The organism is Pelotomaculum sp. FP, from assembly GCF_004369245.1.
GTDB lineage: Bacteria > Bacillota > Desulfotomaculia > Desulfotomaculales > Pelotomaculaceae > Pelotomaculum_C > Pelotomaculum_C schinkii.
Genome location: NZ_QFGB01000030.1, coordinates 17,309 through 43,489 on the forward strand (window position 1 = coordinate 17,309; position 26,181 = coordinate 43,489).

Consider the following 26,181-nt stretch of genomic DNA (forward strand, 5'->3'; position numbering starts at 1 on the left):
TCAGGTTTTAGCCGTTGTTTTATTCTCTGTTGCGCCGGCGGGAACAGGATTTAGACTGCAATGTTATCCAATTTGTTTTTTCGTTTTTCCACGGTAGGATATTTCTCGCCGTTGGCGAATATTTCCACTGTGGTAATCATTCCTTGCACTGATCGAAATTAAGGAGATAATTCAACATGGCCCGAGAATGGAGAAAGGCACTTATTAGAGCCGCCATAATAAGTAGCCTGGTTTTTATTTTTTTAGCATTGAACATCTCGATCTGGGGTTATTTTTATGCTAACAATGTTTTTTCCACTTTGTCCGGTATAAGTCCTGTTGCAGCTCTATTCGACCAGACCTCCTTTATATACGGCAACAATGGGACTTTGTTAAAAGTAATTCACGGTGAAATAAACCGGATCCCTGTTCCGGTTGAGAAAATTCCCAAACACGTTCAACAGGCCTTTGTGGCAATTGAAGATGAAAGGTTCTACAAGCATCATGGGGTAGATCCAAAAGCAATCATACGCGCGCTTTATAACTACTCCAAGGAAGGCCGGATCACGGAGGGCGCCAGCACTATCACCCAGCAAACCATGAAGCTGTATTTCTTAACCCCGGAGCAAAGCCTGTGGCGAAAAATTAAAGAGGCCGTCCTGGCTGTAGAGTTTGAACGTCGTTACTCAAAAGATACAGTATTGGAATTATATTTAAACCGCGCATATTTCGGGGAAGGCGCTTACGGAATACAAGCTGCGGCAAAGGTATATTTTAATAAGGATTCTGCACAACTCACTGTCGCCGAGGGGACGCTGCTCGCTGCCCTGATCCAGGCGCCCAGCAGTTATGACCCATATATAAACCCGGCTTTTGCCACCCAGCGGCGCAATATTGTTATCGAAAAAATGATTGCGCAGGGTTTTATTACTACAGAACAAGGTGATGAAGCTCTTAAAGCGCCTATTAGTTTAAATGACGGCCGGGAAATTGAAAGCAACGACTCATATTTTACTGATTATATAATTGACGAAGCTATCAGCGCTGTTGGCGAGGAAAAAGTGCTGAAAGGCGGCCTAAAAATCTACTCAACAATGGATCCCGAAATACAACATAAGGCTGAGAAAGTATTCGAACAGTCTGATTTATTTCCTTCTGCAAAAGTGGAGGCTGCGGCGGCCCTGCTGGAAAACGGCACGGGAGAAATAAAGGCTTTGGTTGGGGGGAGAAAGTATGTGGCAAGGCACGGTTTCAACCGGGCGACTCAACTTGCCAGGCAGCCCGGCTCGGCCTTTAAGCCGGTTGCAGTCTATGTCCCGGCATTTGAAGCGGGTTACGGCCCTGATTCAATAGTTTCCGATACCCCATTTAAAGTTGGTAACTACGAACCGAAAAACTCAGATGAGGGTTTTTACGGGCAGATAAGTATACGGACAGCCGTGCAATGGTCGCGCAATGTCGCCGCGGTACGGCTGTTGAACCAGATTGGGATCGATAAAGGTTATGAGATGGCCGGTAAACTGGGTTTTAATTTAACAGATGATGACCGTTGCCTGCCGCTGGCCCTGGGAGGCTTAACCAGAGGGGTTTCCCCGCTGCAAATGGCCGGGGCTTATGCAGCGTTTGCAAATCAGGGCGTATATATAAAACCGCATGCCATCAAATATATACAAGATCCGGAGGGTAAAATTATTTACAGCCACCCGGAGGGAACTGCCGTTATGAAAGCTTCCACGGCCAACGCTATCAGAGATGTTTTGCGCACGGCCGTGGAGTCGGGTACCGGCTGCAGGGCAGGGATTCGCGGCGCTGAGGTTGCCGGCAAGACGGGTACCACCGAATTGCCTGACACGCCAGTATTTAAAGGGCTTAGCGGCAATAAAGACGCCTGGTTTGTAGGTTTTACCCCCCGTTACACCGCCGCGGTATGGATGGGCTACGATGAGAAAGACATGGACAGGTATCACTATCTGACCTCCTACGGCGGCAATCAGCCGGCGGATATATTCAGAACGATAATGGCCGGCGCCATGGGGCTCAGTGCGGAACCGGCCGTAAGGCTTCAAGATGTCCAGGCGCAGGAAGACGAACAGAAACAGGAGGCTTTAAACAAGCAGGTCGACACGCAGGGAAAAGAAAAACAAGAGCCGAAAAAAGATGACCAACAGGAGCAGATTAAGGAGCAGGAAGAGAAAACGCCAGAAAATACTGAAACACCAAAAGGTGACGAAAAAAAGCAGGAGACACCAAAAGGTGAAGTACAAGAGCAGGATAAACCAGAAGAAGTTCCGGCAAAACCGCCGATACGGGAAAACAATGAAGAGCATAAAAACTGATAAAGATTTAATATTTTCCTGATAATACCGCCGCGCTCTTTTGTTCCCGGTATGGTATGGTTTATGTATTTGGGGAAATGTTTATATTATTTCAGAGATAAGCATCCAGGTTTACAAAAAGATTTTCTGGTAATCAATTCTTATAAAGGACAGGGGCTGCTAAAAAATGGCGGTAATTGCTGGTTTACTTATATTTGGATCAATGGCGCTTTCTTTTATGCTCTCCTGGCAGGTCAAACATGTCCCGGCGGAGTTCTACCCGGTGGTCCGTTACAATGTCCTGATGCTGCCCTTGATCCTGGCCGCCAATATCGCCCTGGCCACCGCCTTTATCCGCGCCAACGATGTCGTCAAAAACCTGCCGCTGGTTGCTGCGGTCCAGTCTTTCACGTATTATTTTTTCATTGTGGTTTTCACCATCTTTCTGGTCGGCGAAAAGCTTTCGGTGGGTAGGGCGGTGGTAGGTTTTAGCTTGATGGCCGCAGGAATATGGATTTTGAAGAAATAGCTGTGAAGTTCTTACGGAGATGCTTGCCTACAATGTTCAAGGGGCAATAGGCTAAGAATGTATAAAAACTCTGACTTGAATCCGCGATTAAATTTTATGCAACGCTAGTGATATAATATGGTATAATATGTCCATAGTATGGGGAAAATTGAATTTAAATATGATTGAATGGGAAAACCTTGTGTAAAAGCATCACAAGATACTTGCATTAACAAAATGATGAGGGAGGCCTATAGGGTGAAGATGCAGCACTAACGTTGGAGAAGGAGATTGTGTATGATTAAACTAAACGATGTGGAGCTTGAATTTGAAACATATCCTAATGGGGAAACTAGAGTTAATGGTAAACAAATATACAACAATATAAAACAAGGCATTAATAAAATTGCTTTCAAATATGAGAATGACGATGATCTAATTAAATTGTTATTTGTCAAAAGTTACTTGGATGAATACAAGCAATTAACTTCTCTTCTGATTTATTACATGCCTTATAGCAGGATGGATAGGACTGAGAATAGGTCAGTATTTACTTTGAAATATGTTTGTAATTTGATTAATTCTTTGGAGTTTTCTGGTGTTGATGTGGTTGAACCACACTCAGATGTTACCCCAGCATTGCTGGATAGGTGCACATCGTTTTATCCTACTATTAATTTGCTTGGACAAGTAATGGTTGAAATAGACTTTGATGCAAATAAAGATTTTATATTCTTTCCTGATGCAGGAGCTTCAAAACGCTATAGTAAGGAGTTAGATTTGCATCAGTTAGTAGGCTACAAAAAACGGGATTTTGATACGGGTGAAATAACACAGCTTGAAGTGATGGGTGATATTCGAGAAAAAGGATTTAAAGCTATTATCATTGATGATCTCTGTAGCTATGGTGGAACATTTATACGGAGCGCCAAGAAATTAAAGGGGCTTGGTGCGTCAGAGATTTATTTGCTTGTAGCTCATTGTGAAGAATCAATATTTAAGGGAGATCTATTTAATAGTGGATTAATAGCAAAAGTATTTACTACAAATTCGATAATCCGAAATTCTTCGGTGAGTGAGTATTATAGAGAAAAGATAAAGATATATGACATAGAAGAGAGTATTTATAACAAATAATCAAAAAAATAATGGCATTACTGTTTGAAGGCTTCAACTGGAAGTGCCATTTTCGTCAAAAATATACTAAGCAGATTGATGTGAGAATGGTATAATGTACATGCTATGTATGCTAGAACGAAAACTCTTACCAACAAAGATGGTTCTAAAAGGACCTACATACAAATCGTAGAGTCTGTACGGACTTTGATCCCGGGTTGAAGTTTATACGGATGATGATGTGGCAAACAAAACATTCATAACCCTTAGGATCTCATACTTAATAGAAATCCCAGATAGCAAATTACTTGAAGTCTAACAACAGAATTTTCCCAAGGCGCAGATTGTTACTGTGTAATATTTTCTAATAAACATAACACAATAATGGGGACGTCTTTTCTATAAGGGGAGTCCTCTCTTGGGAGAATCGGTTAAAGCAATCTGGGCGGCCTTGGTCGTTAATATTGTTATTTGCTTGGTGAAATTAGCTGCGGCGCTGATTACCGGGAGTTCGGCCATGCTGGCAGAGTCTTTTCACTCTCTGGCCGACAGCGGCAATCAGCTGCTTCTTTTAATAGGCCAGCGCCTGAGCATGCGCCCCCCGGACGTCCAGCATCCTTTTGGTTATGGCAAGGAGCGTTTTTTTTGGGCCTTTGTGGTGGCAATCTCCATGTTTGCAGTGGGAGCTACCTTTTCTGTTTATGAGGGTGCGAAGGGGTTTCTTCAGCCGCACCGGATTACAAACCCAACCATAAATTACATTATACTCGGGCTGGGCATATTCCTGGAAAGTATAGCTCTGCGTATTGCCTACAAGCAGTTTTCTGCTACGCGTAAGTTTGGTATCTGGCGTTCGCTGCGTGAGGCCAAGGACCCGGCCTTGCTTACAGTCATTTTTGAGGATTCCGCCGCCATGGTGGGAATTGTACTTGCTTTACTGGGATTTTTTTAACCCAGATCACAGGGAATGCCTTCTATGATTCCGCCGCCTCGATGGTAATCGGTCTGATGCTGGCGGGCATTGCGTTTTTCCTGGCGAGGGAGTCCAAGGACCTCCTAATTGGCGAAAGCGCCTGCGAAGCGGACCGGAGCAAAATCTTGACGGCTGTGCACAGCATACCGGAAGTTTCAGAGTGCATGGAGTTGTTGACGATGCACATCAGCCCCGAAGAAATCCTGGTTAATATCAATGTGCATTTTGTAGACGGGCTGGAAACCGACCAGATCGAGCAGGCTATAGACAGCATTGAAAGGAGCATCAAAACTGCAGTACCGGCAGTGGGCCGCATTTTTATCGAGGCGGATACCTTGTTGCGGCCAAGGCGGCAGGGAGGATCCGTTGGACAGCCTGGTTCCGCCGCGACTGATTCGTGAGGGAGCGGTCAGATCTGGCGCACAATTCCTCGTCTTCATCCTGTCCTCGTGCTCCAGGCAGTATTCGAGGAAAGGGCGCCTGTCCTCCAGATTTGTTTAAAAGTAACTTCAAGGGATGGTCTGGCCGGGATCCAGGGACAAAGGTTCCTGAAAATCACAGTTCATGTGGGTTACGGCACGGTTCAGTTTGCAGGCTAGAGCATCTTCCTCGTGGCTGTCAAAGGTATCATAGTGCTGGCAATTAAAACAAGGCCATTGTTCCATTTTTATCACCTCAAAAATAGAATCCCCATCGGGTATAAATTCATACACCTTGAAGAGATTAAGGTTATATCGATAATGGATGGAAAGTACTATATTGCACTAAAAGATTCAAATAAAACAGGAGGGCTACCAGTGGTTATACAAGAAAAAATCCCCACCCGGGCGGAAGTACCGGAGCAGTATAAATGGCGTTTGGAAGATATTTATGCTTCAGACGCGGAATGGGAGCGGGATTTCCAAAAGCTGCGGATAATGGTCAAGGAAATCCAGGCTTTTAAAGGCCGTCTGGGTGAGTCGCCCGGAGTCTTACTGGAAACCTTGCGGGCTGAGGAACGCCTCCAGCAGCTCAATGAAAAGATCTATGCTTATGCTCGTATGCGGCGGGATGAGGACAATACCAACTCTATTTACCAGGCGATGACCGACCGGGCCGACAGCCTCAGCACCGAGGCGCAGACGGCAGTGTCATTTATTCTGCCTGAAATACTGGCCCTGCCGGAAGAGACTCTGGCCGGTTTTCGGCGGGCGGAACGCGGCCTGGACCTGTACGAATTTGCTTTTGAAGAAATTATGCGGCAAAAGGACCACACTCTTTCTCCGGCCGAGGAGAGAATCATAGCACAGGCGGGAGAGGTGACGGAGGCTCCGTCCAACATATTTAAAATGGTCAATAACGCGGACATCACCTTTGAGCCCATTGAAGACGAAAAGGGCGCGCGGGTGGAGGTCACGCACGGCCGCTATACCCGTCTCATGGAAAGCAGGGACAGGAGGGTGCGCCGCGATGCCTTTACTTCCATGTATAGTTCTTATCATAAGCTTCGCAATACCCTTGCCGCCACGCTTAGCTCCAGTGTGAGGCGTGATATTTTTTACGCCCGTGTGCGCCGGCACCCGTCAGCTTTGCAGGCGTCCCTGTTTGAAGATAACATCCAGCCGCAGGTTTACGATAACCTCATCGAAACGGTGCGCCGCAATAACGGGGCCATGCAACGTTACGTTGACCTGCGCCGGAGGAGGTTGGGCCTGGATCAACTGCACATGTATGATCTGTATGTATCCCTGGCCGGGGAGGTAGACTGGGATATATCCTATGCGGAGTCTGTGGAAATTATCAAACAAGCGCTGGCGCCCCTGGGAAGCTTTTACGGGGAAATCATGGCCAGGGGACTTGCAGCCGGCTGGGTGGATATTTACGAAAACAAGGGCAAGTCAAGCGGCGCTTATTCCTGGGGGCCCTACGGGACCCACCCGTACATCCTGATGAACTACCAGAATAACCTGAGCAACCTTTTTACCCTGGCTCATGAGTTGGGGCACGCCATGCATTCGTATTTCGCCTTTAATGCACAGCCTTATATCTACGCCCATTATAAAATATTCACAGCAGAGGTAGCTTCTACCGTCAACGAGTGCCTGCTCATGGATTACCTGCTCAAGACCGTGACCGACAGGGACAAAAAACTCTACCTGCTCAACCACTACCTGGAGCAGTTTCGTGGGACGGTCTTCCGGCAGACCATGTTTGCCGAGTTTGAGAAAATCATTCACGCCAGGGTGGAAGCAGGAGAAGCCCTTACGCCTGACCTGCTGGGTGAGATCTATCACCAGCTTAACCTTGATTATTACGGACCCGGCATAGTTGTCGACCGGGACATAGATATGGAATGGGCGCGCATTCCGCACTTTTATGAAGCCTTTTACGTTTACAAGTACGCTACCGGGTTTTCTGCGGCGGTTGCCTTAAGCAGGCAAATCCTGACAGAGGGTGAACCGGCGGTGGCTCGCTACCTTGACTTTTTAAGAAGCGGTGGCTCCGGCTACCCGCTAGACCTGCTTAAAGCGGCCGGGGTGGACCTTTCAGCGCCTCTTCCGGTACAGGAGGGACTGGATTTGTTTACCATCCTTCTGGACCAGGTGGAAGCCTTTATGTAAATTTTACCTGCGCCTCTTTTGTTCATACATCGACTGGTCGGCCCGGATTAGCAACTCGTTAAGGGAGCGGGGATTTTCCGGACTGTTATATTCTTTGCCGACACTAAGTGAAAGTTTATACTGGTGATCTTTCTCAGAGTTAAAGGCCTGAAGGTTTTCATGAAGCCGGTCCAAAAAAACGTCGTAGTCTATATTACCGGCGCCGGTAACAAAAACAGCGAACTCGTCTCCACCAATACGCCCTATAATATCAGACTCACGAAAACTCTTTTTGATAATATTTGCAGCTTCAATAATGGCCTTGTCTCCAACATCGTGACCGAGGGTGTCGTTAATCTGTTTGAAGTCATCCATATCAATATACAGTAGTCCGCCGTCCCTGGCGTTAACCGTATCCTGGTATTGCTGGACATGGGTAAAAAAGCCTCTCCGGTTGTACAGGCCGGTGAGTTCATCGGTTAACGACAGCATTCTCAGCTTTTCTCTTAACTTAACGTTATCGGTAACATCCCGGAGTGTAGCAAGGTAGGCGTTTTCACCCTCCCAGTTGGTTTCCACCACGCGTACTTCAGCAGTAAGGACAGCTCCATTGCTGTCGGTTAAGTTAATTTCCTTGATTTCACCAGCAACTATGGGATAATCGAACTTTTCGCCGGGGAATGTCTCTGCGTTGCGACTGAATAAAGCTGCCGCCGCAGGATTAACATAACGGATTATACCGTCCTTGTTTACTACCACCATGGCGTCAGCGTTGCTTTCGAGAATGGTGCGATAGTTTTTTTCTAAAATTTTAATGGTTTCGTGAGCTTTCTGAAGTTGCAGGTATGATTGCTCAAGTTCGGATTTCTGTTGCACGGCATTTTCATATGTACAGAGGAGAAGGTCAATAATCTGCAAGCGTTCTGAAGTAAGCAAATACTTCTGATCGGCAAAATAAAACTCTGTAACCATTTCCGCCGCATGGTTTTTTCGCAGCTCAAAGTTGATCAGAACATGGCGGATGCGGGAGAGTAAGAACTCTTCATTATATGGCTTGATAATAAAGTTGTCAGCCTTGCACTTTAAGCCCTTTATAACATCTGTGGGCTCGGAAAGGGACGTTAACAGTATAACCGGTATGTTTTTTAGCCGTTCGTCTTCCTTGACTTTCTCGCAGAACTGGTAGCCGTCCATCTCAGGCATAATAATATCGCTGATAATAACGAGGGGCATTTGCAGTTTAACCTTCGCAAGCGCCTCTTTGCCGTTGTGGGCAATTTCGACTTTGTAATCATGCTTTTCAAGAGTGGCCTTAAGTTGTTCAGCCTGGGTGGGGCTGTCCTCGACAATCAATATTTTTATATCTTGACTCATATCTAAGTTTTACCCCCCTGCATTACAGAATGGTTAGCCATGATTTAGGGTAAACCCTAACTAGTGTTTTACTTTTTACCTGCCAGCCTCAACAGGGTTGAGGCGATCTCGTCTGGCGGGAGAATATATGAAGCGGCGCCTATTTTGACAGCTTCACCCGGCATGCCGTGTACAACGGAGCTTTCCTTGTCCTGGACGATGGTTGCAGCTCCGTTTTCTTTCATTAACCTCAGTTCAACCGCGCCGTCTTTACCCATCCCGGAAAGCAGCACACCGGCAGCGTTTGGTCCGAAAACCTCTGCAACCGAGCGGAAAAGATAGGACACGGCCGGTCGCAGGCCATGTTCCGGTTCTTTCTTGCTCAAAAAAATACGCCCGGTGTTATCGACTCCCAGATGAGAACTGTCAGGGGCAAAATACACATGCCCCGGAAGCGGGTAGGTACCCTGTGTTGCAATACTGACAGAAAGTCCTGTGGAATTAGCCAACCATTCTACCATGCCCTGAAGAAAGCCCTTTGTGATATGTTGGACAACTAATAATGGAGCTGGAAAATCGCTGGTAATCCCGGCTAGTAGTGTTTGAAGCGCCATTGGTCCGCCGGTAGAAGCGCCAACAGCAACGCAATTGATTTCCGCTGGATTTTTTTCAAAAACAACAGGAGGATGTGTTGCGGCTAAGCTTGCCGGCCGGAACCTGGCCCATCTTCTAACAACCTTCACTTCGGACATCGACTTTACTGTCTGGATCAGTACCCTGGCCATATGATCAAAATCAGGGTGTGTAGTCCCTGCAGGCTTTTCCAAAACAGCGACCGCTCCGGCTCCGAGAGCCTGGAATGTCTGTTCAACATCCACGTGATCCCAACTGGCGCTTAAAATAATAATAGGGACAGGATGAGTCTCCATGATCTTCCTTGTGGCTTCAAAACCATTCATTTTTGGCATGTGCATATCCATGGTAACGACATCCGGCTTATAAGTTTTTACGTAATAAAGCGCCTCTTCACCGTTGTTTGCGGCGCCGGCTATGTTTATTTCCGGATCCGAGCTGAGAATATGTATCAGCAAGGCCTGTACTACGGGAGAGTCATCAACTACCAGGACTTTAATCATTTTATACTCCGCTAATTAAATAATCTTTTGGATGGTTTCCAGCAGGTTGCTGTGATCGAAACTGCTTTTGGCAATGTATGCGTTGGCTCCTACATCAATGCCCCGCTCCCTGTCCTCGCGGGATTCCAGACCAGTTACCAGCACAACGGGCAGATGAGATAACTGATCATCCGACCGGATTTTTGCCGTTAAATCAAACCCATTCATTCTAGGCATTTCGATATCCGATACGACCAAATCAAATTGACCGGTTCTTAAGTTGGTATAAGCGTCAATTCCGTCAACAGCAGTTTTCACCCTGTACCCTGAGGATTCAAGAATATTTTTTAAAAGTACCCTTGCGGTGATTGAGTCTTCAACAACCAGAACAGAACGTTTTTTTGGCTTGTTTTCCTGTGTTGATACGGTCATGGCGCTTGTTTTGGCATTGATATTTACTGCGGATTTTATCAAATCGCTGACATTCAGTACAGGGATCACTTTGCCCGAGCCAAGTATCGTGGCGCCGGCAATGTTGCGCACCCGCAAAAGCGGCTTGCCAAGACTTTTTAATAGGATTTCCTGTTCCCTGAGTATTTCGTCGACCTGAAAGGCAATACTCTTCCCTGCGTAACAAAGAATCAAAAGCCTGATGTAATCAGATTTTTCATCTTCATTGTTTTCCCCGTCCAGTCCAAGGACATCACTAAGCCCTACCAGGGAGATGACTCTGCCGTCAACTAAGACAGTTTTCATGTTTTCGACCGTCTTAATCTGATCTCGCCGCGTCCTTACCACCCGTTCCACATCTGAGGTGGGTAATGCAAATATTTGTCCGGCTGCCCTGATCATGATACCTCTCAAGGCCGTAAGGGTAACGGGAAGAAGTATCCGTATTGATGTGCCGTTCCCGGGACTGGTTTCCACAGACATGCTGCCGCGCAGCTTGTTAACTTTTTCCTGGGCAATAGCAAGGCCGAGCCCCCTGCCGGAGATTTCCGTGACAATCTGGTTGGTGGAAACTTCCGATTTGAAGATAAGCGCCAGGGACTCTTGCACGCCAATGTTTTCTGCCTGTTTGTGGGTTATGACGCCTCGTTTGACGGCAGCTTCTATTACCTTTTCAACATGAATACCGGCGCCGTCATCTGTAACGGCTATTTCGACTTTGGTCCCTTCAACTTGCGTAACGGCTATCGTTATTCTACCGCGACGCGGCTTTTGGCTTAGCTCCCGTATATCCGGCTTCTCAATTCCGTGGTCGACACAATTGCGCACCAAGTGGATCAGCGGGTCTTTGATCTCTTCGAGAATTCGTTTGTCTATCTCGACCTCTTTACCATGCAACTGCAAGTCCACTTCTTTGCCCTCTCTGGAAGTGAGGTCGCGGACCATTTTGGGGTATGTCTCCAGGACAGTTGAGAAGGGAAGCATTAGCGCCTTCTTCATGTCTTCAAGGAGCGTGTTTACCTTGCCGTCAAGAGTCAGCCGGTCGGCTTCGGCAGTTTTTACCTGCTCGTTAAACTTGTTCTGAAGTGATTTTGCAAAAGCATAATTCCAGTCGATGAAATCAAGCACTTTGGCCAAGAGCAAACCCGCCTGCTTCATTTCTATGGGTTTCCCCGCATTTTCCAGGTACTTTCTGAGCAGCAGTAGTTCCGGTTGAATTTTTGCTCCTTCTCTTTCCCACAGGTCGATACCGGCCTTAAAATCCAATAAATTCTCCGCGCTTTGTTTTGCTGCAAGCTTTACCGAAAGCAATTCCTCAATTTGCAGTAAGAGCGAATCAAGTTTAGACGTCGCAATTCTTACTGTTTCCGTAGAAGGCGGGATTTCTTGCACAGGCGCCATGCTCTTCCCCGAGATGCCCTTTACACTCCCGCTGCTGTTCATTTTTCCGGGCGTATCTTCTGCCGGAATTTCATGGCAGGTTTTCACTTGCGGGCAGCCTGCCGGGTCGGTTTGGGGCTTGTGTCCCTCCTTTATTTCTGACGAAGTGCAAGACTGATATCCAGTACTGCTTACATCTTTACAGCTTTCAAGCGATTCAAGCTGCTTTAGCAATACCTCAGCTTCACCGGGATTTTTATCGGGCGAAAAAAGCAGCATGCCCACAGTGTCGACAGCTTGGTGAAAAATGTTTAAAAGATTGGATGAAAGCATTATTTTTCCATGCTTCAAACGTGCCAGGGCGCCCTCAAGTGACTGGCAGACCGTCTCTATTTCCTGCATGTTGACAGCCCTTGCAGCGCCTTTTAAACTGTGCGCTTCACGAAAAACAGTCTCAATTATCTTTGCCTGCGTGTCGGAAGAAAGTTCTTTCTCCAGTTCCATAAGCCCTGAGGTAATTGCCTTGAGTCGTTCACCCGCTTCAACTTTGAACATCGTCCGAAGCCTGATCAGCAAATCCTCATCTTTTTTCCCCATCTCGCTGCTCCCTTTATACCTTTAGACGCTGTAACGCTCCGCCAACTGCCTGAGATTTTTACCCAAATCGTCCAAATTTCTTGCCGCTGTTTCTATTTTCCTTGATCCTTCAACGTTCTGATTGCTTGCCAGGCGGATGTTTTCCATCGCCATGGCGGTTTGCTCCGTGCCGGCAAACTGCTGCTGGGCGGATGCTGCAATCTGGGTCACCGCTTGTAACGCTTCATAAATGCTGCGGGCCATCTCCTTGATCGACTCGCCTGCCCCGGTGGACTGCGTCACTCCCAATTCAACCATTTTACTACCCTGTTCCGTGGCCATAACAGCAGAACTGGTGGCTTTTTGAATATCGTTTAAGATTGTTCGCACCTGAGCCGTGGCCCGTTTGGACTGCTTGGCGAGGCTTTTGATTTCTTGCGCCACTACGGCAAACCCTTTTCCTTCTTCGCCGGCCTTTGCTGCTTCGATGGATGCGTTAACAGCCAGAAGGTTTGACTGTTCAGCTATATCGTCCACGGAGGATATAATTTCTCCAATAGCTTGGCTTTGCTCGCTTTGTCTCACGACACTTTCGGCGATAGACTCCATCTGCTGGCGTATCCGGTACATTTCTTCGAGTGTTTGCTCCACTTTTTTTTGACCCTCTTGGGAAGCTTGCACCGCCTTATGGGTAACTTCAGAGATATAATTTGCCTTCTGTGTGGATAACTTCGCAGTCTGTCTAAGTTCTTCAATAGTAGTAGTTGTTTCACTCACGGCTGCGGCTGTTTCTGTGGCGCTGGCCGTAAACTGTATGGTAGAAGCGGATATTTCACTGGCGGAAGATACCAGCACATCCACTCCGCCGAAAATTTGCTTGATTTCACCCCGTAAATTTTCCGCCATTTTAAGAAAAGCCTGGATCATCAAGCCCGCCTCGTCACGCCCATAGTTTATTGGAACTTCGACTTTGAGATCACGCATGGAGATTTGGTCTGCAATCATCACCGCAGTTTTTAAGGGACGTGTAATCCGGCGGGTGATCAGGATGCCCAGCCCCAGAGACAGGGTTAGGCCTATAACCAGCATGAAAAACATCGCTATTGCAGCTTGTTTTCCCTCAGCCAGGTTCGCCTCAGCTTTCTGTTTAGCCTGGGTTTCAACAAGGTCATGCGTATGCCTTAACATTTCAATTATTCTAGTCGCATAGGGAGTGTTGCTGAAAAACGTGGACCGTGCTTCGTTCATCCGGCCTGCCAGTATAAGGTCAACAAGGTTATCATTTAACAGTTTCAGATTAGCTGTTGCTGTTTTAATTTGTGCAATCTCCCGTTTAATATCCTCGTTATTGTTTATATTTTCAAGATTTATCAATATTTCATTGATTTTTTCATCATTTTTGCTGATATCAGCCAAATTAATATCACCGGTTTTTTTGTCCCCATCTATAAGACTGACAGCCAAAAAAATACTGGTTTCATTGAATTTGTCTATTGCATCATCTATGTATATCTGAGAGAGCGTATTGACCTCGTATAGCTCCTGGTTCATCCTGCTAATTTTATTTATACTTTGTAAACCTATATAGCATGTTACTATAGCAATAATGCCTACAAATACATAGCCGGTCATAATCTTTGCGCCTATTTTTGCGTTAAAAAACCATTTCACAGATTGCTCCTCCTGTTTTATTAAAAATCCTGCAACCCTAATCTACTTCTTCGTGTACTATTATCCGTTTATCCGACAGGAGCTTTTCCAGATCCAGAACAGCCAGCCGCTCGCCGGTTAGGCCTTTGATATATTCACCCCTAATACCGGTCATGGCGGGAAGCGGCGGTTGGAGTTCGTTAACAGGAATAGATTTGATACCATGAATTGTATCTGCCAGGATACCGATTTTTGTCTCTGACGCCTGTACTATAATAACCTTGTTCAGGCCGGTAAGACCCTTTTGCGGCAGGTTGAAAAAATACCTCAGGTCAATGACTGTCAGGATATGACCTCGAAAGTTGATAATCCCAAGAATAAACGGCGGCGTGCCCGGCAATGCCGTAAGTTCTTTCAACGGGCTGATCTCTTGAACATACCTGGACTCCACAGCATAGTTTTCGTGAGCCAGCAAAAACTCAACAACTTCCACCTGCGCTAAATTTATGGCGCCGGTTTCTTCCTTCCGGGCAAGCTCTTTTGCTCTTGCTTTGAGAATTGTTTTCTTTTCCTCTTTTGAAATTATCTTAACCCCCCCTTAGCCTTTTAGCGTTTCAGGCAAGTGCGTGCAAGCTTCCGGACTTCATGGAAATGATCATTTCCGAAAGTCTTCCGGCGGTCATGCCGTCTGAATTCGGCAATAGATCGCCTGGAGCATAAGAGCCCAGAATTATTAAAGCATGGTCAAAATGCTTGTCTGATTCCTCCAGTTTCCCAATCTGCCTTTTAATATTGCCAAGCGCATAGTGTGCCAGCAAATAATCCCGGTCCAGGTAAAGCGTTCTGTTCAAAGCGGAGATAGCTTCCTCAAGTTGGTTTTGCTCCTGTAAAATAGTTGCCAGCAGGTAGTGAAGGGAGGGGTCAAGCTTATTAAAGGCAATTGCTCTCTCACACCAATCTTTGGCGTCATGGAGTTTTCCAAGATTGGCGTTGGCCCGGGCCATGAGGGCCAAGGACTTTTCCACATAAGACGTTTCGCCTGCGGAAATTGAGGATAAAGCAACGGCTAATTTTTCGGCGGCATCTGTATAACGGCAGCGCTCAAACATAGCAAACGCTGTTTTGAATAAGCGGTCTGCATCTTCAAAAACCTGTTCCTCTAATTGGGGACTTTTATGGTTTGCAGACGACTGTGCTGTTAAACCGGCTTCCTGCCCTTTGTTTGTATTGGTGAGACCATGTTTTATAAAAGCCGCCGGGTCAAGTGAAATACCGCCGGTTGCCCGGCAAACCGGTGAGGTGGACTGATGCCGGTCTTTCTTGTATACAACCGTACCTGACGGGTTAACCGTGCTAAACTGTGAAAACAGATCCGGTGACATTTCACTTGGACTTACGGCCAGCCAACCGCCCTCCGCAAGACAACTGTGCAGCCGTTGAACCACGAGATTTCTTCTAGCGGCTCCAAAATACATGAGTACGTTGCGGCACAGAATTACATCAACCTCGCAGGTGTTGTTAATATATGATGGATAACTATCTTCTACCAGGTTCAGGTAGGAAAAATCAACCATTTGTTTAACGGAAGGCTGTATTTCGAAAAGGCCGCTTTCTTTTTTTATGAAATATTTTTGTTTGACCCACTCTGGAGTTCCCCTGAATGACCACTCGCCGTACAGTCCGTGGACGGCTTTTCTGAGAGACAGCGGGTTGATGTCTGTGGCCAGAATTGTGACGTTCCAGTCTTTCATGAAATGACTGAATTTGCTGAGCAGGATAGCGATGGAATAGGGTTCCTCTCCTGTACTGCAGCCCGCGCTCCAGATTTTTAAACGCTTTCCTTCCGGCGGTGGAGATTGCCGTAAAGTTTCAAGGATATGTTCTTCCAGGGTTCGGAAACAGTTTTCATCCCTGAAAAAGTACGTTTCGCCCACGGTAAGGTGGCTTGCCAAAACTTCAACTTTTTTTCTTGTCGCTGGTGTGGTTATCAGCCAGCGGGTGAATGTTAACGTATTATCAAAACCGAGCTCAATACCGGCGGCGGCGAGTCCCCGTTTCAGGTCGTGCCGGCGTTCCTTGGGAAAATGCAAGCCAAGGTTTATTGACAGGTAATCATTAAGCTGCGAAAAAGGAAGATTGTCAGGAATGTTGGTCACGTCCTTTGTCATAAGAAAGGATGTTATCATGGTTTAGCCAATAGATGATGCTGTCTGCCAGCTTGATTATGCCTTCCACATTTTCAATGTCTGGAAAAACATCTTTGGCAAGGAGCACGTCCCCCGCGGCGGTTTCTATAATACCGGTTACGTCGTCTACGACTATAGCAGCGATTCGTTTTGAATCTGATAAGATTACAAACTTATCTTTCGGGTCTAATTCCCTTACAGGCAGGTTAAAGCGTTTGCGTGTATTGATAACGGTAATTAAACGCCCGTGTATATTAACAACACCAAGTACCATATCGGGAGCTCCCGGCAAAGGTGTTACTTCAGCAGCACAAACAGCTCTTTCAACAACATTAAGGTTTAAAGCATAACCCTGGTTGTCAATTGTAAAAACCACGTAGCTTTCCGGCTTGTCCATCACTCAATCCTTCAACTTAAGAATTTTCCTAAAAAAAGATCATAAAAAATTGTAGCAGACAAATATAGTATAATTCCAGCAATTTATGACAAAATCCTCTATTGGCTGGCAAAGTTTTCTTTTTTGGAAAGCCAAACAATAGGGCATAGGGAAATTAAGATAACTTATTAACTCCAGAGAATTGTTACAGAAGAGACTAAATTAAATAAATGACAAATATGCTTTTCTCATACCGCCAATTCCAGGCTGGTTGTAAGGCCTGTGTATATTTAATATAATGGAAAGAAAATGTTGCGGGAGTGGGTGTGAGTGGCAGTCGTTGATGTTACTGTGGTGCCTGTCGGCACACAGTCTGCCGGCTTGAGTGAGTATGTGGCGGGATGTGTGAAAGTGCTGCAGGAGGCGAAAGGGATTTCCTACCAACTGACGCCCATGTCCACCATCATTGAGGGTGAACTGGGGCTTGTTCTGGAACTGGTCCGGGAAATGCACGAACAGCCCTTTTTAAAAGGCGCGGTAAGGGTCGTAACTACCGTACGCATCGATGACCGGAGGGATAAAAAGCTGACCATGTCCGGAAAGGTTGCGGCAGTGGAGGCCAGGCTTCATGTCTAGGGGCGCGGTGAACCCGTTTATGGAGTTTGACGCCAGCCTGAAACGGGGGGTTGTTGCGCCGGTTTACCTGTTTTACGGTCAGGAAACCTATCTTCGCGATCTTGCTCTGGCGCGTTTAAAGGAACATTTCGAACAGGGCGGCCAGGCTGGCCTGGATGTTGACCTGATTGAGGGAGAGGCGACGGACCCGTCGGAAGTTGCTGCCCGGGCTGAAACACTCCCTTTTTTTGCTGCCAGGCGGTTGGTTGTGGTTAAAAACCCTTCCTTCTTCAAGGCCTCCAAGCGGCGGGAAGAAACTGGTGAGGGGGAAGGCCCCAAGCCATCCGGTCGGGAAACGCCGCTGCTGCAGTATATTAAAGATCCATCTCCTTCAACCTGCCTGGTTTTTAGCACGGGGGAGAATGTTGATAAAAGAAAACGGCTCTTTCAGGCCATTAAAAAATACGGCCGCGAAATGGAATTTGTCTATCTTAGCCCTGGGGACTTGAGCCGCTGGGTGACCAAGCGGGCGGGACAGGGGGGCAGGAGGTTTGCACCGGGGGCGGTAAACGCCTTGTTGAACGCAGCCGGCCCATCCCTGCAGGCGCTTTCCTTGGAAATTGAAAAACTGATTCATTACACGGCCGGGCGTGATGCTATCACAACAGAGGAAGTACACCTGTTGTGCCCGCCCAGAGTGGAGGAAAATATCTTTGCGGTGGTGGACGCGGTAGGAAACAGGCGCTGCCGGGAAGCTCTGGCTGGCATTAAGGATATGCTGGCGGCAAAGGAGCCTCCGCTCAAGATACTTTCGATGATTGCCAGGCAGTTTCGCATTCTGTTAATGGTACGTGATTTGAACGAAAGGGGTTGCCCGGCCAGGGAGATTCCTGAGAGGCTTAAAATTCACCCCTTTGCAGCCCAGAAGGCGGCGGCCCAGAGCAGGAATTTCAGCAAACCCCTCTTAACCGGCGCCCTGGCAGCGCTTTCGGAGCTGGATGTGGGGGTAAAGACGGGAAAAATGGAGTTTTACCCGGCCATGGAGACCTTCCTGCTCACCCTCAGTGGCAGGAGAAAGAGCGGTTGACTGCGAGTGGAGTCAGTATAGTGTGTACGGACCAGAAAGCCGTTCCTTTGCAACATGCTGTACACCACATCAAGATAACTCTTTGAGTCAGTTTTTTAATGCGGTGTGATTAAGCAAGCTATTTTAATATTAATTTTTTCAATTCAAGTTTATTTGGGAGATATTCAAAATGGCAGACAGTGTACCACAGCGGAGCGAAAACCTTTTGTACGGACTGGATGAACGTCCACCGCTGAACCGTACCCTGGCTTATGCCGCGCAGTGGCTCATCTTCACTCTGGCCAATTCAGCCGTGGTACCGGTTGTAGTCGGTAATGCCCTGGGTCTGGACCAGGCCGGTATTGCCTCACTGGCGCAACGGACCTTTTTTTTGCAGGCCCTGGCATCTGTTCTCCAGGTCTCTTTTGGCCACAGGTTGCCTATTATTGAAGGACCTTCCGGGATGTGGTGGGGTATTTTTATCACCCTTGCCGCTATGGCCCCCGGCCTGGGTAAGCCCATGGCTGTCTTGCGCACAGATCTGGAATTTGGTGTCATCATAACAGGGCTGATCCTGGTTGTAATTGGTCTCAGCGGGCTCATCGGCCGTGCTTTGAAGCTTTTCACGCCTGCTGTTACCGGGTCAGTGCTGGTTTTGCTGGGGCTGCAGCTTAGCGGCACTTTCGTAAGGGGCATGCTGGGTATTACTACAAGCCACGGCCAGGTCGATTTGAAGTCCAGTATCATCTCACTTGTTGTGGTGGTCATTGTTGTTGGGTTCAGCCTGAAAGCAAAGGGTTTTCTCGGCAGCATCGCCATCCTGGCCGGTATCGCCGGCGGTTGGATTTTGGCGGCGCTGGCCGGAGTCAGTCACGGGGTTGCATGGGGATATGGTTCTATGGTAGCCCTACCGCAAATCTTTGCCTGGGGGCGCCCCACTTTTGACCTTGGCATCGTTCTGACCTGTGTTCTGACGGGACTCCTGGTCCTTTCCAATCTGGTGGCGAGCATCCTGGCTATGGAGCGGGTACTGGAGACTGAGCTGCCTAAACGCAGTTATGACCGTGGAGTCGCCCTGACCGGCTTTTCCGATATCCTGTCCGGGCTGGGGGCAACGGTTGGGTTCGTTCCCTACTCGGCGGGGGCGGGGATGGTCAGCCTGACCAAAGTGGCCTCGCGCCTTCCTTTCATTATATTTACGGCTGCTTTGCTGGTTATGGGCCTCCTGCCGCCGGTCGGTGTTTTTCTGGCTTCGATCCCCGAGCCGGTAGGGTATTCGGCCTTGCTGGCTTCCTTCTGCCAGATGGTTGGTTTTGGTTTAAAAGATTATGCCAGGATGAAACTCACGTCCCGAGATTATTTTGTGGTTGGTCTGCCGCTGCTTTTTGGGACCGGCTTAATGTTTCTCCCTACCGGGGCTTTCGAGGGGGCGCCGGCCCTGGTCCGCTACATTTTAGGCAACGGCTTCATTGCCGGGATGCTGTTGTGTATGCTGCTGGAGCATGTGCTTCTGCCGAAGCGGTACTTTACTTAACAGGCTAAAGCAACAAAAAAACCACCCCCTTGTCTTTCGGGTGGTTTTGGTGGTTTAGCCCGTAATCTTGTTGAACCGCCTGGTCAGGCGGGATTTCTTCCGGGACGCTGCATTTTTATGTAAAATGCCTTTGGTCACGGCCTTATCCAGTACCCGCACCGCATTGCGCAGCTTGAGACTGGCGTCCTCGCGGTCGGCCGTTTTCAGGGCCTCTTCAAATTTCCTAATGGTGGTTTTCAGCGCCGATTTAATCCTGGCGTTGCGTAATGTCCGTAACCGGGTAATCTCAACCCTTTTGACAGCTGATTTTATGTTCGGCATGTTATTCTCACCTCCCAACGGCAACAATTTTACCATGTGCAAAAAAAAAATGCAAGGGCCAGCAGTATATACTTACCTTTTTTGGTGAAAGCTATTTCTAGATCAAAAGACAGGAGGTGATACTTATGCAATGGCTAGGACTGGTTATCCGTTTTGTAGTTTCAGCACTCGTTCTTATTGTTGTCAGCTGGCTTTCACCAGGCTTCGTTTTGAGGGGAGGCCTGGTAGGCGCGCTTATTGCCGCCCTTGTGATTGCCGTGTTGGGGTACGTTGCGGAAGCTCTGCTGGGTGATCGCGTATCACCGCAGAGCAGGGGGCTGGTTGGGTTCATTGCCGCCGCGGTGGTGATTTACCTGGCCCAGTTCATAATTCCCAGCCTGCTCAGCGTATCGCTTGTAGGAGCGCTGATATCGGCATTTGTTATCGGACTCATTGATGCTTTTGTGCCAACCGTCCTGCGCTGACGGAAATTCCTCATAAACCCTTCCTGCCGGGCATAAAGATTTAGGAACAAGCCTGGTAAGGAGGGGTTTTTATTGTACCCTGCTCCCGCCTTTCGCCAAAGGGGTATGTTATTAGCTGCCATGCGTCAGCTTATCGCTGTCGTCTCAGGTGTTTTTATTTTGTTCTTTTCCATAAAGATATTTCCCCATTTACCTGCCTGTCCCGCATTCTCCCATGTTTTCAAAATAGCTTCGGATTGGACGGAGAATTTCTATGAGTGGGATGCCATAAGAATAATGGAAATAGGCATGCCGGTCCTCAATAGAAGCGATTTTGAAGGTGACACCGGCGACCTGACAGCCTGGCAAATCATTTTGGATGGGGTGGGGGCTGTATCCAGGGCTAACCTGCGTAACCCGGCCGGTGTCATGCAGTCAGAGATACCGCTCCTGGCGCGCCTTGAAACTCCTGCCGTGAAGGTCACAGCAGTCCCGGCCCAGCCGCCCGGGACTGCTGCGGTCCTTTCTGACGATTGTCTGGTAGCTATTTACAACACACATACCGGTGAAACTTACAGTCTAACCGACGGGGTGGAACGGCTTGATGGCCGGAAGGGTGGTGTGGTGACGGTTGCGGCTGCACTCCAGGAGGAATTGGAAAGCAAGTACGGGATTAAAACTGCCAGGTCGGAGCGAATCAACGACGCTGACTATAACACTTCCTACCTGGAATCGGAAAAAACGGCGCGGGAGCTTTTGGCCGCTAACCCCAAAACCATGGTAATCCTGGATATTCACCGTGACTCCGGTAAAACAAGGGAACAAAGTATAGTCAATATCAACGGGCAGGAAGTAGCCACCCTTCTCTTTATTGTAGGCTCGGACGCCCGGCGCTCTTTCCCCAACTGGCGTCAGAACCATGCCTTTGCCCAGGAGCTTTCCGACAAAATTAATAGTATGTACCCTGGCCTCTCGCTGGGGGTAAGAGTGAAAGATGGTATCTATAATCAATCCCTCCACCCCCAGGCCTTGCTGGTTGAGGTGGGAACAACCAAAAACTCGACTGAAGAGGCGGCCCGCTCGGTCAGGCTCATGGCCGCCGCGCTGGCCGCAATAATAAGACAACAGTGAAAAAGTTTTTTTGTTCTGAGCATTGTACTGGTGTGATGTAGCTATTTCTTTTAAGGTAAAGCATTTTGGGTTGGGCGTAGGGCGTAGGTCGTAAGGCGTAAAATTTGACGGGGGACGTGAGACGTTAGTCGTTAGACGTGGGTCTGCGTGATATTCTCAAGGGTTTAACAACGACCAATAGAAAATCAGGATAAGCTACGGCCTACGCCTTACGCCCTGCGACGCTAACCATACTATCCCAAACAGCGTATAGTTGCCGGTCTTTTTTACCCATAATATTAAGGAAGGAATAAGTATCTGTAAATTAAAAGTGACACTATTGCGGGAGCAGACTTGTGAATGGGTTTAAATATCTGGCGGGTACAGCTGTATGTATGGTTGCTGTGCTGCTCGGCTTTATCGTTGTTCTGGGGCAGTTTAACTTGATGGTTTACCCGGCTCGTATCGCTGCTTTCAGCTTCAATGCAGGTGAAAAGGGGATTTGCCGGATTGAATTCCTGGGGGAAAAAGCCCAACTGCCAATGCCGGATCTTGAGCTGTGGAACAAGTGGGAGACGCAAAGCCGTCAAGTCCTCATGGAGAACGCATACCAGGCTCTGGAGAGGGGGGGTAGGGTAGCCATGCAGGCTTGGGACGCCAGGATTAAGGACTTGGCCCTGGAAAGCAAATTTGCACAGCTTCTGAACACTTTTGAGACAGGCGTGCAGATTCCCTTGAAGGAGCAGCTGCAAAGGTGCAGGGGTGACGGGCGTTAGGAATTGATACGCTTGTATTGGGGTGTTATAATTATATAGTTGTTTTAGGAAGCAAGGAGGAACACCCCAAAATGGAGTGGGAGAAGGATAGAATCCGTAATTTTTGTATTATTGCTCATATCGACCATGGCAAATCAACCCTGGCGGACAGGCTTCTGGAGTATACCGGCGCCTTGAGCAGCCGTGAAATGACTGAGCAAGTGCTGGACAAGATGGACCTGGAGCGCGAGCGTGGCATTACGATTAAAATGCAGGCCGTACGCCTTAAATACAAGGCCGGAGATGGTCATGAATATCAACTGAACCTGATTGACACTCCGGGCCATGTAGATTTCTCCTACGAGGTGTCGCGCAGTCTGGCTGCTTGCGAGGGAGCGCTGCTGGTAGTTGACGCCGCCCAGGGGATAGAAGCGCAGACTTTGGCCAACGTCTACCTGGCGCTTGAGCACAACCTCGAAATAATAACAGTAATCAATAAAATCGACTTACCCAGCGCCGAGCCGGAAAGGGTCAAACAGGAAATTGAGGACATCATCGGCTTGGACACCTCGGAGGCCATCATGGCTTCGGCCAAAAGCGGTATCGGAATTGAAGAAATCCTGGAACAGATTGTGACCAAGATCCCGCCGCCCGGTGGTCAGGAGCAGGCGCCCTTGCGGGCGCTTATCTTTGATTCGCACTATGACCCCTATAAGGGCGTCATAGCCTATGTGAGAGTTGTTGACGGTACGGTTGCAAACGGGACGCAGGTTAAGATGGTAGCCACCGGCAAGGAATTTGAGGTCAACGAGGTCGGTATATTTAGGCCGGCGCCTGTCTCCATTGGTGAGTTGCGTTCGGGCGAAGTTGGTTTTATCGCCGCAAGCATTAAAAACGTCAAGGACTGCCAGGTGGGAGACACTGTGACCGACGCTAAACGCCCGGCCCCGGTATCTTTACCGGGCTACCGCAAGGTTACACCGATGGTCTATTGCGGCCTCTATCCGGTTGATACCGTTGACTATGAAAATTTGAGAGATGCCCTGGAAAAACTCAGGCTTAACGATGCCTCTCTGATTTATGAACCCGAAACCTCGGAGGCGCTTGGTTTTGGCTTCCGTTGCGGTTTTCTGGGTTTACTGCACATGGAAATTGTGCAGGAGCGGCTCGAGCGTGAGTATAACTTAAGTCTAATTACAACGGCTCCCAACGTCGTGTACCGGGTGACCACCACGGCTGATACCGTGGTTGAAATAGAAAATCCCAGCAAGCTCCCGCCGATTGGCAATCTTGTTTTTATTGAAGAGCCCTTTGTCAGGGCCTTAATCATGGCGCCTAAAGATTATGTCGGTCCGGTGATGGAACTGTGCCAGGAGCGGCGCGGGATCTTTGTCAACATGGAATATATCAGCATCAGCCGGGTGATGCTTACCTACGATCTGCCGCTCAGCGAAATTATCTATGATTTTTTTGACCAGTTGAAGTCTCGCTCCAGGGGGTATGCTTCCCTTGACTACGAGTTGGCCGGCTATAAACAGTCTGATCTGGTCAAGCTTGATATTATGATTGCCGGGGAAGTCCTGGACGCTCTTTCGATTATCGTGCACCGGGACAAAGCCTATCACCGGGGGCGTAGCTTTGTTGAAAAACTGCGTGGTCTAATCCCCCGCCAGCTCTTTGAAATACCGATTCAGGCTTCAATCGGCAGCAGGATCATTGCCAGGGAGACGGTAAAGGCGGTACGTAAGGATGTGCTGGCCAAATGCTACGGTGGTGACATCACCCGCAAGCGCAAGCTGCTGGAAAAGCAAAAAGAAGGGAAAAAGCGGATGAAGCAGGTGGGCAGCGTAGAAATCCCGCAAGAAGCCTTCATGGCCGTCTTAAGTGTGGGAGACAAGTAATATGGAAAAATTCCTTTTTCACTCTAAGCTACATCAACACAAGCGCAGAGAAGTATTACCAAAAATGCGGGTGCAAATTCATTGGCACAAATTCCCCAAAGAAATACAGCAAAATTCCCTTAGACTGCTTCACAGTGCAAGGGCGATTGAAACCGCACCCGCATAAAACAATCTGACGCGAATAAAACCTTAATATACAATGCACATATTATCATGCTTTTCTCTTGGGCCTTTTAAACCCTTGAGAATACCATGCAAACCCACGTCTCACGTCCAATTTTTACGCCCTACGCCTTACGCCCTACGACATTTACTACAGTGCGCGGTGCGAATTTATTCAAACTTAGCTGCCTTTAACTACCGTAACTAGGGAGGAATCATTTTATGAGCTGCTACCTTCGACATCTGAAGCCGGTTCTGGGTGAACTGGGTATTGAGCCAAAAACTAAGGAAGAGCGCAAGCAAATAGATTTGGCCATAAGGTCGATAGTTGGCAAGAGCAACACCGACAGGTGCGGTGAGGTGTGGCAGGAGGTTAAAGTCCGGCTTCAGGACGATGTGAAAAAGCGCTCGTTGTTAGATGCGCTGAAGAATCTGGCCTGATTGGAAAAACCGGGTTATTTCACTTTTGTTGCATACGAAATGCTCACCCACATTCTTTTGGGCGGCTTCTTAGTAAGCCGGGCTTTATTTTCACGGTAAGGGGGCGGAGCATGGCAATAGGTCTGTATATTCATGTGCCTTTTTGCCTTAAAAAGTGTCGTTACTGCGATTTCATCTCTTACCCCTACAGCCGGACAGCGGCAAAGGACTACTTGGCAGCTCTGATCAGAGAAATCCAGCTATACGGATCTTTCCTGGACGAAGTTGAGAAAGAAACAGCCAGCCTTTTTATCGGGGGTGGCACGCCCACCTGCTTGCCCATGGGAGACCTGAGGGAGATCCTTGGATGTATAAGGTCAATTTTTCGCCTGACACCGGATTGTGAGATTACGGTTGAGGCCAATCCGGGTACTATTGATGCCGGAGGTCTTTACGAATTAAGGCGGACAGGGGTAAACCGCCTCAGTATCGGGGTGCAGTCCCTGGCAGACGGTTTACTAAAGACGCTTGGCCGTGTCCACAACGCCGCGCAGGCGGGCGCCGCGGTGCGGCTGGCCAGGCAGGCGGGTTTTGACAACATTAATATCGATTTGATTTACGGTATACCGGGCCAGACCCTCGCGGTTTGGCAGGAAACGCTCGACCGGACAGTAGCTTTTGAACCGGAGCATGTTGCAGCTTACGGCTTGCAACTGGAGGAGGGAACTCCTCTGGAGCGTTCAGTTGCCATTGGTGATATGAGGGCTTGTCCGGAAGAACTGGAACTATCCATGTACCACACCGCCATAATTTCACTAAAAAAGAGCGGTTATCATCACTACGAAATCTCCAATTTTGCCAGGCCCGGGCGCGAGTGTGTTCACAACCTGGTTTACTGGCTAAACCTGCCCTTCCTGGGGCTGGGACCGGCTGCGCACTCCTGTTTCCGGGGGGAACGTTTTGCCAACGAACGCGAGCCGGAAAAGTACCGGTCCAGGCTCCGGCGGGGAGAACTCAGGGTTGCTGACAGGGAAACCCTTACCGTGGAAACTGAAATGTCGGAGACCATGTTCCTGGGTTTGAGGCTTTTGCAGGGGGTTAGCCTCGCGGCCTTCCGGCAGCGTTTTGGCCGGCGCTTGGAGGATGTCTACCGGTCTGAAATTAAGAGGCTTACAAAGGACGGGCTTACTGAGATTGACGGGGATTATTTAAGGCTGACCGAAAGGGGGCTTCCCCTGGCCAACCGGGTATTCCTGGAATTTGTGTGATTTCAGCGGGAAGGCGTGTTAAACGACCGG

The 26,181-nt window shown here is 48.3% G+C and carries 24 protein-coding genes; 15 read left to right on the plus strand and 9 right to left on the minus strand.

From position 1 onward, the window contains the following. Positions 1-176: 176 nt before the first annotated feature. From Psfp_RS12585 to Psfp_RS12605, 5 genes are all read left to right on the plus strand, one after another. Positions 177-2,315 carry a PBP1A family penicillin-binding protein gene (locus Psfp_RS12585; protein ID WP_134218891.1) on the plus strand — a complete coding sequence of 713 codons (2,139 nt, stop codon included), beginning with the start codon at positions 177-179 and terminating at the stop codon, positions 2,313-2,315. Between the two features lie 202 nt (positions 2,316-2,517). Then, the gene (locus tag Psfp_RS12590; RefSeq protein ID WP_192895418.1) at positions 2,518-2,823 is read left to right on the plus strand and encodes a hypothetical protein; all 306 of its coding nucleotides are present in this window, start codon (positions 2,518-2,520) and stop codon (positions 2,821-2,823) included. Between the two features lie 276 nt (positions 2,824-3,099). After that, positions 3,100-3,939 (plus strand): ribose-phosphate pyrophosphokinase, encoded by an 840-nt coding sequence (locus tag Psfp_RS12595; protein WP_134218893.1) that lies wholly within the window; start codon positions 3,100-3,102, stop codon positions 3,937-3,939. A gap of 397 nt (positions 3,940-4,336) precedes the next feature. Next, positions 4,337-4,870, plus strand: coding sequence for a cation diffusion facilitator family transporter (locus Psfp_RS12600; RefSeq protein WP_134218894.1), 534 nt, complete (start codon positions 4,337-4,339; stop codon positions 4,868-4,870). A 41-nt stretch (positions 4,871-4,911) separates the two neighbouring features. Then, positions 4,912-5,292: a hypothetical protein gene (locus tag Psfp_RS12605; protein WP_134218895.1), complete on the plus strand. Its 381-nt coding sequence runs from the start codon at positions 4,912-4,914 to the stop codon at positions 5,290-5,292. Between the two features lie 108 nt (positions 5,293-5,400). On the opposite strand, the gene Psfp_RS21725 is transcribed toward Psfp_RS12605, so the two are convergent. Continuing rightward, entirely contained in the window at positions 5,401-5,556 is a 156-nt protein-coding gene (locus Psfp_RS21725; RefSeq protein WP_190239197.1) for a hypothetical protein, read from the minus strand. A gap of 75 nt (positions 5,557-5,631) precedes the next feature. Here Psfp_RS21725 and pepF point away from each other — a divergent pair, with 75 nt between their 5' ends. Further along, on the plus strand, positions 5,632-7,491 hold the full coding sequence (gene pepF, locus Psfp_RS12610; protein ID WP_205079564.1) for an oligoendopeptidase F: 1,860 nt from the start codon (positions 5,632-5,634) through the stop codon (positions 7,489-7,491). Between the two features lie 3 nt (positions 7,492-7,494). On the opposite strand, the gene Psfp_RS12615 is transcribed toward pepF, so the two are convergent. From Psfp_RS12615 to Psfp_RS12645, 7 genes are all read right to left on the minus strand, one after another. Next, positions 7,495-8,844: a diguanylate cyclase gene (locus Psfp_RS12615; RefSeq protein ID WP_134218897.1), complete on the minus strand. Its 1,350-nt coding sequence runs from the start codon at positions 8,842-8,844 to the stop codon at positions 7,495-7,497. Positions 8,845-8,912: 68 nt separating this feature from the next. Continuing rightward, on the minus strand, positions 8,913-9,959 hold the full coding sequence (gene cheB / locus Psfp_RS12620) for a chemotaxis-specific protein-glutamate methyltransferase CheB (RefSeq protein ID WP_134218898.1): 1,047 nt from the start codon (positions 9,957-9,959) through the stop codon (positions 8,913-8,915). Positions 9,960-9,974: 15 nt separating this feature from the next. Further along, positions 9,975-12,365: a response regulator gene (locus Psfp_RS12625; RefSeq protein ID WP_134218899.1), complete on the minus strand. Its 2,391-nt coding sequence runs from the start codon at positions 12,363-12,365 to the stop codon at positions 9,975-9,977. A 21-nt stretch (positions 12,366-12,386) separates the two neighbouring features. Next, on the minus strand, positions 12,387-14,015 hold the full coding sequence (locus tag Psfp_RS12630) for a methyl-accepting chemotaxis protein (protein WP_134218900.1): 1,629 nt from the start codon (positions 14,013-14,015) through the stop codon (positions 12,387-12,389). A gap of 37 nt (positions 14,016-14,052) precedes the next feature. After that, entirely contained in the window at positions 14,053-14,487 is a 435-nt protein-coding gene (locus Psfp_RS12635) for a chemotaxis protein CheW (protein WP_205079566.1), read from the minus strand. Between the two features lie 121 nt (positions 14,488-14,608). Beyond that, complete coding sequence (locus Psfp_RS12640) at positions 14,609-16,162, minus strand: protein-glutamate O-methyltransferase CheR (RefSeq protein ID WP_192895419.1); 1,554 nt, start codon at positions 16,160-16,162, stop codon at positions 14,609-14,611. Beyond that, positions 16,134-16,577 carry a chemotaxis protein CheW gene (locus Psfp_RS12645; RefSeq protein ID WP_134218903.1) on the minus strand — a complete coding sequence of 148 codons (444 nt, stop codon included), beginning with the start codon at positions 16,575-16,577 and terminating at the stop codon, positions 16,134-16,136. Before Psfp_RS12645 ends, Psfp_RS12640 begins: the two co-directional genes overlap by 29 nt. Positions 16,578-16,886: 309 nt before the next feature. Here Psfp_RS12645 and Psfp_RS12650 point away from each other — a divergent pair, with 309 nt between their 5' ends. The 3 genes from Psfp_RS12650 to Psfp_RS12660 all read left to right on the plus strand — a co-directional run bounded on the left by Psfp_RS12650 (position 16,887) and on the right by Psfp_RS12660 (position 19,771). Continuing rightward, positions 16,887-17,192 (plus strand): MTH1187 family thiamine-binding protein, encoded by a 306-nt coding sequence (locus Psfp_RS12650; RefSeq protein ID WP_134218904.1) that lies wholly within the window; start codon positions 16,887-16,889, stop codon positions 17,190-17,192. Next, on the plus strand, positions 17,185-18,258 hold the full coding sequence (holA, locus tag Psfp_RS12655; RefSeq protein ID WP_134218905.1) for a DNA polymerase III subunit delta: 1,074 nt from the start codon (positions 17,185-17,187) through the stop codon (positions 18,256-18,258). The genes Psfp_RS12650 and holA overlap by 8 nt, the downstream gene beginning before the upstream one ends. A 169-nt stretch (positions 18,259-18,427) precedes the next feature. Further along, a complete protein-coding gene (locus Psfp_RS12660; protein ID WP_134218906.1) occupies positions 18,428-19,771 on the plus strand; it encodes a purine/pyrimidine permease in 1,344 nt (447 codons plus the stop codon). Positions 19,772-19,825: 54 nt separating this feature from the next. Here the strand turns inward: Psfp_RS12660 and rpsT are convergent, their stop codons facing one another. After that, on the minus strand, positions 19,826-20,092 hold the full coding sequence (gene rpsT, locus Psfp_RS12665) for a 30S ribosomal protein S20 (RefSeq protein WP_134218907.1): 267 nt from the start codon (positions 20,090-20,092) through the stop codon (positions 19,826-19,828). A gap of 125 nt (positions 20,093-20,217) precedes the next feature. Between rpsT and Psfp_RS12670 the strand changes: the two genes are divergently transcribed. The 6 genes from Psfp_RS12670 to hemW all read left to right on the plus strand — a co-directional run bounded on the left by Psfp_RS12670 (position 20,218) and on the right by hemW (position 26,151). Then, on the plus strand, positions 20,218-20,556 hold the full coding sequence (locus Psfp_RS12670; protein WP_134218908.1) for a phage holin family protein: 339 nt from the start codon (positions 20,218-20,220) through the stop codon (positions 20,554-20,556). Positions 20,557-20,628: 72 nt separating this feature from the next. Next, positions 20,629-21,666 (plus strand): stage II sporulation protein P, encoded by a 1,038-nt coding sequence (spoIIP, locus tag Psfp_RS12675; RefSeq protein WP_134218909.1) that lies wholly within the window; start codon positions 20,629-20,631, stop codon positions 21,664-21,666. A 335-nt stretch (positions 21,667-22,001) separates the two neighbouring features. Then, positions 22,002-22,421, plus strand: a complete 420-nt coding sequence (locus Psfp_RS12680) for a hypothetical protein (protein ID WP_134218910.1) — start codon at positions 22,002-22,004, stop codon at positions 22,419-22,421. A 71-nt stretch (positions 22,422-22,492) separates the two neighbouring features. After that, entirely contained in the window at positions 22,493-24,301 is a 1,809-nt protein-coding gene (gene lepA / locus Psfp_RS12685; protein ID WP_134218911.1) for a translation elongation factor 4, read from the plus strand. Positions 24,302-24,685: 384 nt separating this feature from the next. Next, positions 24,686-24,904, plus strand: coding sequence for a hypothetical protein (locus Psfp_RS12690; protein ID WP_134218912.1), 219 nt, complete (start codon positions 24,686-24,688; stop codon positions 24,902-24,904). Positions 24,905-25,014: 110 nt separating this feature from the next. Then, positions 25,015-26,151 (plus strand): radical SAM family heme chaperone HemW, encoded by a 1,137-nt coding sequence (gene hemW, locus Psfp_RS12695; protein ID WP_134218913.1) that lies wholly within the window; start codon positions 25,015-25,017, stop codon positions 26,149-26,151. Positions 26,152-26,181: the final 30 nt, after the last annotated feature.

Excerpts from the sequence above, each read along its gene's own strand:
- Psfp_RS12585 (WP_134218891.1), top strand. The coding sequence starts at position 177 with ATGGCCCGAGAATGGAGAAAGGCACTTATTAGAGCCGCCATAATAAGT.
- Psfp_RS12645 (WP_134218903.1), bottom strand. The coding sequence starts at position 16,577 with ATGGACAAGCCGGAAAGCTACGTGGTTTTTACAATTGACAACCAGGGT.
- Psfp_RS12615 (WP_134218897.1), bottom strand. The coding sequence starts at position 8,844 with ATGAGTCAAGATATAAAAATATTGATTGTCGAGGACAGCCCCACCCAG.
- holA (WP_134218905.1), top strand. The coding sequence starts at position 17,185 with ATGTCTAGGGGCGCGGTGAACCCGTTTATGGAGTTTGACGCCAGCCTG.
- Psfp_RS12605 (WP_134218895.1), top strand. The coding sequence starts at position 4,912 with ATGGTAATCGGTCTGATGCTGGCGGGCATTGCGTTTTTCCTGGCGAGG.
- Psfp_RS21725 (WP_190239197.1), bottom strand. The coding sequence starts at position 5,556 with ATGGAACAATGGCCTTGTTTTAATTGCCAGCACTATGATACCTTTGAC.
- Psfp_RS12690 (WP_134218912.1), top strand. The coding sequence starts at position 24,686 with ATGAGCTGCTACCTTCGACATCTGAAGCCGGTTCTGGGTGAACTGGGT.
- rpsT (WP_134218907.1), bottom strand. The coding sequence starts at position 20,092 with ATGCCGAACATAAAATCAGCTGTCAAAAGGGTTGAGATTACCCGGTTA.
- Psfp_RS12625 (WP_134218899.1), bottom strand. The coding sequence starts at position 12,365 with ATGGGGAAAAAAGATGAGGATTTGCTGATCAGGCTTCGGACGATGTTC.
- hemW (WP_134218913.1), top strand. The coding sequence starts at position 25,015 with ATGGCAATAGGTCTGTATATTCATGTGCCTTTTTGCCTTAAAAAGTGT.
- cheB (WP_134218898.1), bottom strand. The coding sequence starts at position 9,959 with ATGATTAAAGTCCTGGTAGTTGATGACTCTCCCGTAGTACAGGCCTTG.
- Psfp_RS12660 (WP_134218906.1), top strand. The coding sequence starts at position 18,428 with ATGGCAGACAGTGTACCACAGCGGAGCGAAAACCTTTTGTACGGACTG.
- Psfp_RS12670 (WP_134218908.1), top strand. The coding sequence starts at position 20,218 with ATGCAATGGCTAGGACTGGTTATCCGTTTTGTAGTTTCAGCACTCGTT.
- Psfp_RS12595 (WP_134218893.1), top strand. The coding sequence starts at position 3,100 with ATGATTAAACTAAACGATGTGGAGCTTGAATTTGAAACATATCCTAAT.
- lepA (WP_134218911.1), top strand. The coding sequence starts at position 22,493 with ATGGAGTGGGAGAAGGATAGAATCCGTAATTTTTGTATTATTGCTCAT.
- Psfp_RS12590 (WP_192895418.1), top strand. The coding sequence starts at position 2,518 with ATGGCGCTTTCTTTTATGCTCTCCTGGCAGGTCAAACATGTCCCGGCG.
- Psfp_RS12640 (WP_192895419.1), bottom strand. The coding sequence starts at position 16,162 with ATGACAAAGGACGTGACCAACATTCCTGACAATCTTCCTTTTTCGCAG.
- pepF (WP_205079564.1), top strand. The coding sequence starts at position 5,632 with ATGGATGGAAAGTACTATATTGCACTAAAAGATTCAAATAAAACAGGA.